The organism is Kosmotoga sp. (assembly GCF_982836095.1).
In genome coordinates, this window is record NZ_CEYIHJ010000101.1 from 1 (window position 1) to 6839 (window position 6839).

The window sequence follows — 6839 nt, forward strand, 5'->3', positions numbered from 1 at the left end:
TCAGAGCAATTGCGTTAGCAATTCATAGCGCGTTTTAGCAACACAGGTCTAGGGTCTGGTTTTTACTAAACCCTAACAACTAGACCCCAGACCCAATTCTTAGTACTCTATACCCGATTTTCTTTGATTAGTCTTTTGGCTTCTTCCAGTGTGGGGATTTTCCCTGAGAGCACGATTTTTCCATCAATTCCAACTGCAGGGGTAGAAGCAATTCCCATTTCCATCATAGCCATAAGGTCTGTAACCTTTTCAAATTCTGCTTCAACTCCAAGCTCTTCGGCAGCGATCTTAAAAATCTTCTCGGTTTGTTTACACCTTGGGCAGCCTGCTCCAAAGATCTGAACTTTCATTTTCAAATCCTCCTTTTAAGATTAAGATAAGTTACCGTATATATATCCCCACATCGTTGCAAAGCTTATTACCAGGGTAAAGTAGGTAAAGGCTTTCTTTTTCCCTAGAAGTTTGGTTAATACAATCATGTTAGGTAAACTCAGTGTATAACCCGCCATAAAGAGTGCAAGAGCTGGGCCTTTACCCATACCAAGGGACATGAGAGACTGGATTATTGGAACTTCTGTAAGGGTAGCGAAGTACATGAGAGCACCAAATACAGAAGCAAAGAAGTTTGAAAAAATCCTGTTCCCTCCAAGAAGAGCGTTTACTATTTCTTCGGGAAGAGCCTTTGATATAACCCCTGCTGCGAAAACACCAATAAAGAGAAAGGGCAATATCTTCTTGGTAAAATCCCAGGTTTCTCTGATCCAGGATCTTGTATATTCTTTCTTAAAGCTCAAAGCGAGAAAGAGTGTGGCAAAGAAGGAAATAAACATGATGGCAAATTTAATTATTGGATTTATGTGTAATGCTCCGGTTATGAGAAAAATGAATTGAAGCCCCAGGAATACAGCCACTTTTGACGAATTAATTTCCGGATCGTTTTCTGAAAACATAAAACCACCATGGCCTTTTTCTTTGAATATTCCCTGCATTATCAGCCCTATAAAAATAGCAGAGGTAACCGTTGCAACTATTCTGATAAGTGAAAGCTCCCAACCGAGAACCTCACCAGTGAGAAATATCGCTGTAATGTTTATTGCAGGTCCCGTGAAAAGGAAAGCCATCGCAGGCCCGATTCCTGCTCCGCGCTTGTATATGCCACCAAAAAGTGGGAGTATAGTACAGGAGCAAACCGCAAGCACACTACCTGATGTAGCGGCAACTGGATATGCGATGTACTTTTTCGCCTTCGGCCCCAGAAGTTTCAATATTAAATCGCTCTTTATAAAAACACTTATCGTGCCTGCTATAAAAAAAGCCGGCACAAGACAGAGAAGAACGTGTTCTCGAGCATAAGAGCCAAGCATTATAAACCCACTCAGAATTGCTTCCCCAACAATTGAAGAATTAAAAGGTAGAAAGTAAATAACAAGAAAAGCAATGACCAAGAGGATGAATTTCTGAAGTTCTTTCTTTGTTTCGGACAGCATACAATTCCTCCTCAAGAAAAGTTCACAAGGAATAGTATCATATGTTGCGCAATATTGCAACTATAAATAGACATTGATTTTTAATGTCAGCATTTTACTCATTGCTTTTTTCCAATTTGCCCGGTTTTATTCAACTTACTTGATTTTATTTGTCAACAATTCACAAAAAATATCCCTTTACGGATACTCATTTCACCCAAACAATTTCTAAGTTGTTTACTGATTTTCATGAGCATATGAGCATATAAATGCTATAATTTCTAACAATCAATCTTTTTGTTTATTCCACTAAAAAGGAGCTGATACTATTCCATCCAAAAGGGTTACTCCTGACTTTGATACTGAGCACCGGTATTACCAGGAACTTGCAGACTTTTTTTCTGTTTTTGTGGATCCAACGAGATTAAAGATTTTACATGTCCTCATGGACGGAGAAAAATGTGTTAAGAAAATCTCTGAATTGGTAGGTTTAAACCAATCCGCATGTTCGCATCAATTGAGAACATTGAAGCACCACGGATTGGTTAAGTCAAAACGCGAAGGAAAGTTTATAAGATATTCTATCTGTGATGAGCATATCAGCGAAATTATCGAAATTGGATCAATTCATATAGGTGAGAAAAAAAGATAACTGCTCTTGTTAGCAAGAGCAGTTATTCATAAAAAACAAAGTTGCATTAGTTTTCTTCGTAGTAATTTACCTGTCTGCCATCGTCTTTGTATCTGATTGTTTTCTTCAATTCAACAGTGCTTGAGGGCATTTTAAACAATACTACAGAATGAGGTTGTATTTCGATGTTAGTTTCCTCGAGTTTGACACCTGACCAATTCAGCGCATCTTCGGGAATTTCCATTTTGCTGACAGAATCTCCGAGATTCACGACTCCAATGCTGTTAAAATGTATTCCGCCTTTTACCGCTATCACGAAGTTTTCATCGTCTATTTGATAAACTCTTGGACGACCTCCGGATAACAAAGCTGTTTCCTTCAAAAGCCGTACACCTGCTTGATCAATCTGAGCCATGTCATCACTTTGAAGGAGCATGTTATCCAGTAGTCCGCATACTACTGCATATAGCTCTTTTTCATTATTCGAAAGCTGAGCGGTATGTCTAAGGATCATTGTATCGGGATCGTTATGCCACAAGCTCTTATTCATGAAGTAGCGTGTCAGCGGGTTTCTGATCGCATATTTTGCGCTTGGAAAACCAATATCTGGCAATTGCCCTTTCCATTCCGGGTCCGTGTCAGTGCCAATTCTCATTCCATCGACATAGCCCGTGCTGGGCAACAAAGGTGCGCCGCACCCAAGAATGAAGGACTCCTCACCAACAGCAACTCTGATAGATTCCATTCCCTTGCAATAAGCTTCCACAGGCGTCGCGTTCATATCATGTCTGATGCCGGGGACCAAACCTGCAAAAAGAAAATCTATTTTGAAATAGTTAAATCCTGCGTTTCTCAGCTTTTCAAATGTCTCTTTCAAAAAAGTCACCGCTTCAGGATGTGTTAAGTCCAATCCATAAATGTTCTTATTCCAATTTCGATAGACAATCTTTGGCTTGCCAGTTGGATCTTTGACAAACCAATCAGGATGCTTTTGAAAGAGATTAGAAGTCTCAGATGCGCTGAAAGGGGCGAGCCAAATTCCCGCATCAAATCCACTTCCCTTAATCGCCTCCGCGATTTCTTTCAAGGAAGGGAATTTTTCGTTTGTCTCTGTCCAGTCACCGATATCCCTTTGATAACCGTCATCCAGCTGGACGAGTGTATAAGGTATCCCCTCTTTTTCTTTACGCTCTTTCAACAATGAAATGTTTTTACGTAGTTCCTGAAAATCTATTTCGGTAAAGTAGTGGTACCAGCTGCACCATCCAATGCCCTCAAATGTCTTAAAAGTCACATTGTTGTATTCCGAAACTTTTAAAGCATAGGTTTCGACATTTTCATTATATTTGCCCTCAAAAAAAGCAAAGGGCTCGATTTCCAGTTCTTCCCCTGGAACTAAGGGTTTACCAAAGAATTCCACGTACGCACTAACGGTTTTTTCTTTGTCATCCCAGAGGAAATAAGGATGAGATACCTTTGATGATAATGCCCCAATTAGGAAATGCTCAGCAGCAATGAAATAGTCACTCGGCATTATCCCCCGCATCAGGAGTTCAGGGATAGGTGAAGCTGTCAGCAAGGAAATCTCATTGGACTGTGTGAATCTTGCGAAACCGGAAAGGTCAGGCGTGCTTTCAAAGCGCTTGTATGGCAGCCACGATTGCCAGTTATTCAGATACAAGGGTCCTTCTACTTCCAGCAGTTCTGCTATTTTAAAACTCCCTAATTTTTTTGTCTCATCTGAAAGGTTCTTGATCGTTGTAAAAATCAATGTAGTCCCTTTTGATCTCTCTAAACGATACCTAAAACTCAAATCTCCTGTACATATTTCAATAGCTTCTTCCGCAGTCGAAAAAGACGCCTTTCCCGCGCTGGGTATTTTGAGATTCATTAACTCACTCCTTTTATTAAAACTTGATATACGCCTGTTGCACATGGGGCTTCAGCATTTTCACAAAACGTTCCAAAACACTCATATCATAAGGCTGTACAGAATCTACTGGCCTGTATTGCTGCACTGCTACTCTTTTAACTCCTTCTAAGAGTTTGATGTACTTCGGAAAGTCTTCCTCTTTGATAAAAGGTGGATACATAGTAAGCCTGATCTCATAATCCAAAAAATGCTTCACAGCTTCAAGACTTTCAAGTATGGTATAAAAACTCGTATTTGAAAAAGAGGAGTAATCCAGGGCTTTTATATCCAGAGCCACAAACTCCACAACGCCGTAAAGTCTGTCAATGAAATCCGGATTGCTGCCGTTTGTATCAACTTTAAGCAGTTTCTCAGGAAAACTTTCTCTCAATCTCATCAAAAAATCAATGAGCTCGCTGCTGTAAAGGGAGGGTTCTCCTCCTGTGACAACAATGGCATCGTAAACCCTCCTCCTGTAATCGATGAAGTCAAAAACCGTATCCTCTTTTAAGGTATGTTCTACTTTCTTCTTCAACTCCGCGTTGTGGCAATAAGGACAGTCAAAATTACAACCTGAGGTAAACAGTGTCAGCGCTATCTTTCCCGGGTAATCCACCATGCTCACTTCGCGCCATCCTGCGAAATTCATTCACTTCCCTCCTGAAAACATTGAAAGTTTTTCTGTTTTTGAATTCTTCTTTTTTCCCCTTGTTCCAGTGCTGTACGGGCCTGTAATATCCGGTAATTCTCGAATACACCTCAGTCTCTTTCCCACATTTCGGGCAACGGTAAACTTCCCCCCTGATATACCCATGGGTAGGGCAAATCGAATATGTCGGAGAAATGGTGAAATATGGAATCCTGTAGTTCTCAGAGATCTTTTTTACAAGCTCTCTGGTGACCTCCCAATCGGTTATGCTTTCACCAAGGAAAGCGTGGAACACAGTACCTCCAGTATACTTTATTTGAAGCTCTTCCTGCAAATCCAGCGCTGTAAAAACATCTACCTCATAATTTACCGGCAAATGGGTAGAATTGGTGTAATATGGCACATCAGTGCCGGCTGTGATTATGTTCGGGAATTTCTCTTTATCTATTTTAGCGAGCCTGTAAGAGGTGGATTCAGCTGGAGTCGCTTCTAAGTTATATAGGTTCCCTGTACTTTCTTGATATTCGGCTATCCTATTTCTCATGAAATCGAGTACCCTTAACGCAAAATTTCTTGCTTCTTCTTCATATATGGGTTTTTTAATCCATCTGGCATTCAAGCAAGTTTCATTCATACCAACAAGACCGATGGTGGAAAAATGGTTGTCAAAGTTTTTCAGGTAGCGCTTTGTGTAAGGATAAAGGCCTGCGTCATTGAGCTTTTCAACCACTTCGCGCTTTATTTCAAGGCTTCTACTTGCAAGGTCCATCATTCCCGTAAGTTTTTTGAAAAATTCCCTTTCATTGCTGCTCAAATACGCAATTCTTGGCAAATTGATTGTTACTACCCCTATGGAACCGGTGAATTCGTCGGATCCAAAAAGCCCTCCACCTCTTCTACGAAGTTCTTTCTTGTTCAGCTGCAAGCGGCAACACATCGAGCGCACATCATCAGGATTGAGGTCAGAATTTATAAAATTCTGGAAATACGGCGTTCCGTATTTGCTTGTTATCGTAAAAAGCAACTCTACATTGGGATTTTCCCAGTCGAAGTCCTTTGTAATGTTATAAGTGGGAATAGGATATTGAAATCCTCTTCCATTGGCATCGCCTTCCATCATTATCTCGAGAAATGCCTTGTTTACCATGTCCATCTCTTTCTGGCAATCGCCATAGGTGAAATCCTGCTCTTCACCACCAACTATTGCAGGTTTATCTTTCAAACGTTTGGGAACAGTCCAATCAAGGGTGATATTTGAAAAAGGCGATTGTGTTCCCCATCGGCTTGGGGTATTAACACCAAATATGAAGGATTGTATATATTGCTTGACTTCTTTGTATGAGAGGTTATCAATTTTCACAAAAGGAGCGAGATACGTATCAAAGGAGCTGAAGGCTTGAGCTCCCGCCCATTCGTTTTGAAGTATTCCAAGGAAATTTACCATCTGGTTTGCCAGTGTTGAAAGATGTCTTGCGGGTTTCGAAGATACTTTTCCCGGCACTCCACCGAGTCCCTCTTCTATAAGCTGCTGAAGGCTCCAGCCCGCACAATATCCAGAGAGCATAGAAAGGTCGTGGATATGCAAATCCCCTTCTCTATGAGCATCTGCTATCTGCGGATCGTATATTTCGTTCAGCCAGTAATTGGCTGTTACCGTACCACTGTTGTGCAAAATAAGTCCACCTATAGAATAGGTTACCGTACTATTTTCATTCACGCGCCAGTCTTTCTGGTTGAGGTAATCATTAACCGTGGCGGAAAAATTCAACATCGAAGTTTTCAGGTTTCGGAGCTTTTCACGATGCTTTCTATAAAGTATATAAGACTTTGCTACTTTGTTGAAGCCGAGATCTTCAAGAACCTTTTCAACAGAATCCTGTATATCTTCAATATCAATGACGTTCTCTATCACCTTTTCCTGAAAATCGGAGAAAACCCTTAAACTAATCCTCTCGATGATGTCCTCCGTATAAGAAGTCGATGTCGCTTCGAAAGCTTTCGTAATTGCTACATTGATCTTTGAAAGGTTGAAATCAGTAAGTGTACCATTTCTTTTCCTAACTTTCAGCATCTTTACACCCCCATAGCACCTATAAATTGATAACGTTTAATATATTAGCACAACATATAGTAGATTTGCAACTTTGATAATAAGGAATAAGAAGGAATCTCAGCCGATTT

The 6839-nt window shown here is 40.5% G+C and carries 6 protein-coding genes; 1 reads left to right on the forward strand and 5 read right to left on the reverse strand.

Going from position 1 to position 6839, the window contains the following annotated elements; genetic code table 11:
* Positions 1 to 107: 107 nt before the first annotated feature.
* Both AC3LHT_RS07305 and AC3LHT_RS07310 read right to left on the reverse strand, forming a co-directional pair.
* On the reverse strand, positions 108 to 350 hold the full coding sequence (locus AC3LHT_RS07305) for a thioredoxin family protein (RefSeq protein WP_488662437.1): 243 nt from the start codon (positions 348 to 350) through the stop codon (positions 108 to 110).
* 21 nt (positions 351 to 371) lie between these two features.
* The gene (locus tag AC3LHT_RS07310) at positions 372 to 1487 is read right to left on the reverse strand and encodes a permease (protein WP_290646918.1); all 1116 of its coding nucleotides are present in this window, start codon (positions 1485 to 1487) and stop codon (positions 372 to 374) included.
* Positions 1488 to 1794: 307 nt separating this feature from the next.
* Here AC3LHT_RS07310 and AC3LHT_RS07315 point away from each other — a divergent pair, with 307 nt between their 5' ends.
* Entirely contained in the window at positions 1795 to 2118 is a 324-nt protein-coding gene (locus tag AC3LHT_RS07315; RefSeq protein ID WP_268766430.1) for an ArsR/SmtB family transcription factor, read from the forward strand.
* A 46-nt stretch (positions 2119 to 2164) separates the two neighbouring features.
* Here AC3LHT_RS07315 and AC3LHT_RS07320 read toward each other — a convergent pair whose 3' ends face one another.
* The 3 genes from AC3LHT_RS07320 to AC3LHT_RS07330 are packed head-to-tail and all read right to left on the reverse strand — an operon-like array spanning position 2165 to position 6729.
* Positions 2165 to 3988 (reverse strand): glycoside hydrolase family 36 protein, encoded by a 1824-nt coding sequence (locus AC3LHT_RS07320; RefSeq protein ID WP_488662438.1) that lies wholly within the window; start codon positions 3986 to 3988, stop codon positions 2165 to 2167.
* Positions 3989 to 4004: 16 nt separating this feature from the next.
* The gene (locus AC3LHT_RS07325; protein WP_290668223.1) at positions 4005 to 4658 is read right to left on the reverse strand and encodes an anaerobic ribonucleoside-triphosphate reductase activating protein; all 654 of its coding nucleotides are present in this window, start codon (positions 4656 to 4658) and stop codon (positions 4005 to 4007) included.
* Positions 4576 to 6729 carry a ribonucleoside triphosphate reductase gene (locus tag AC3LHT_RS07330; protein ID WP_488662439.1) on the reverse strand — a complete coding sequence of 718 codons (2154 nt, stop codon included), beginning with the start codon at positions 6727 to 6729 and terminating at the stop codon, positions 4576 to 4578. Before AC3LHT_RS07330 ends, AC3LHT_RS07325 begins: the two co-directional genes overlap by 83 nt.
* Between the last annotated feature and the right edge of the window lie 110 nt (positions 6730 to 6839).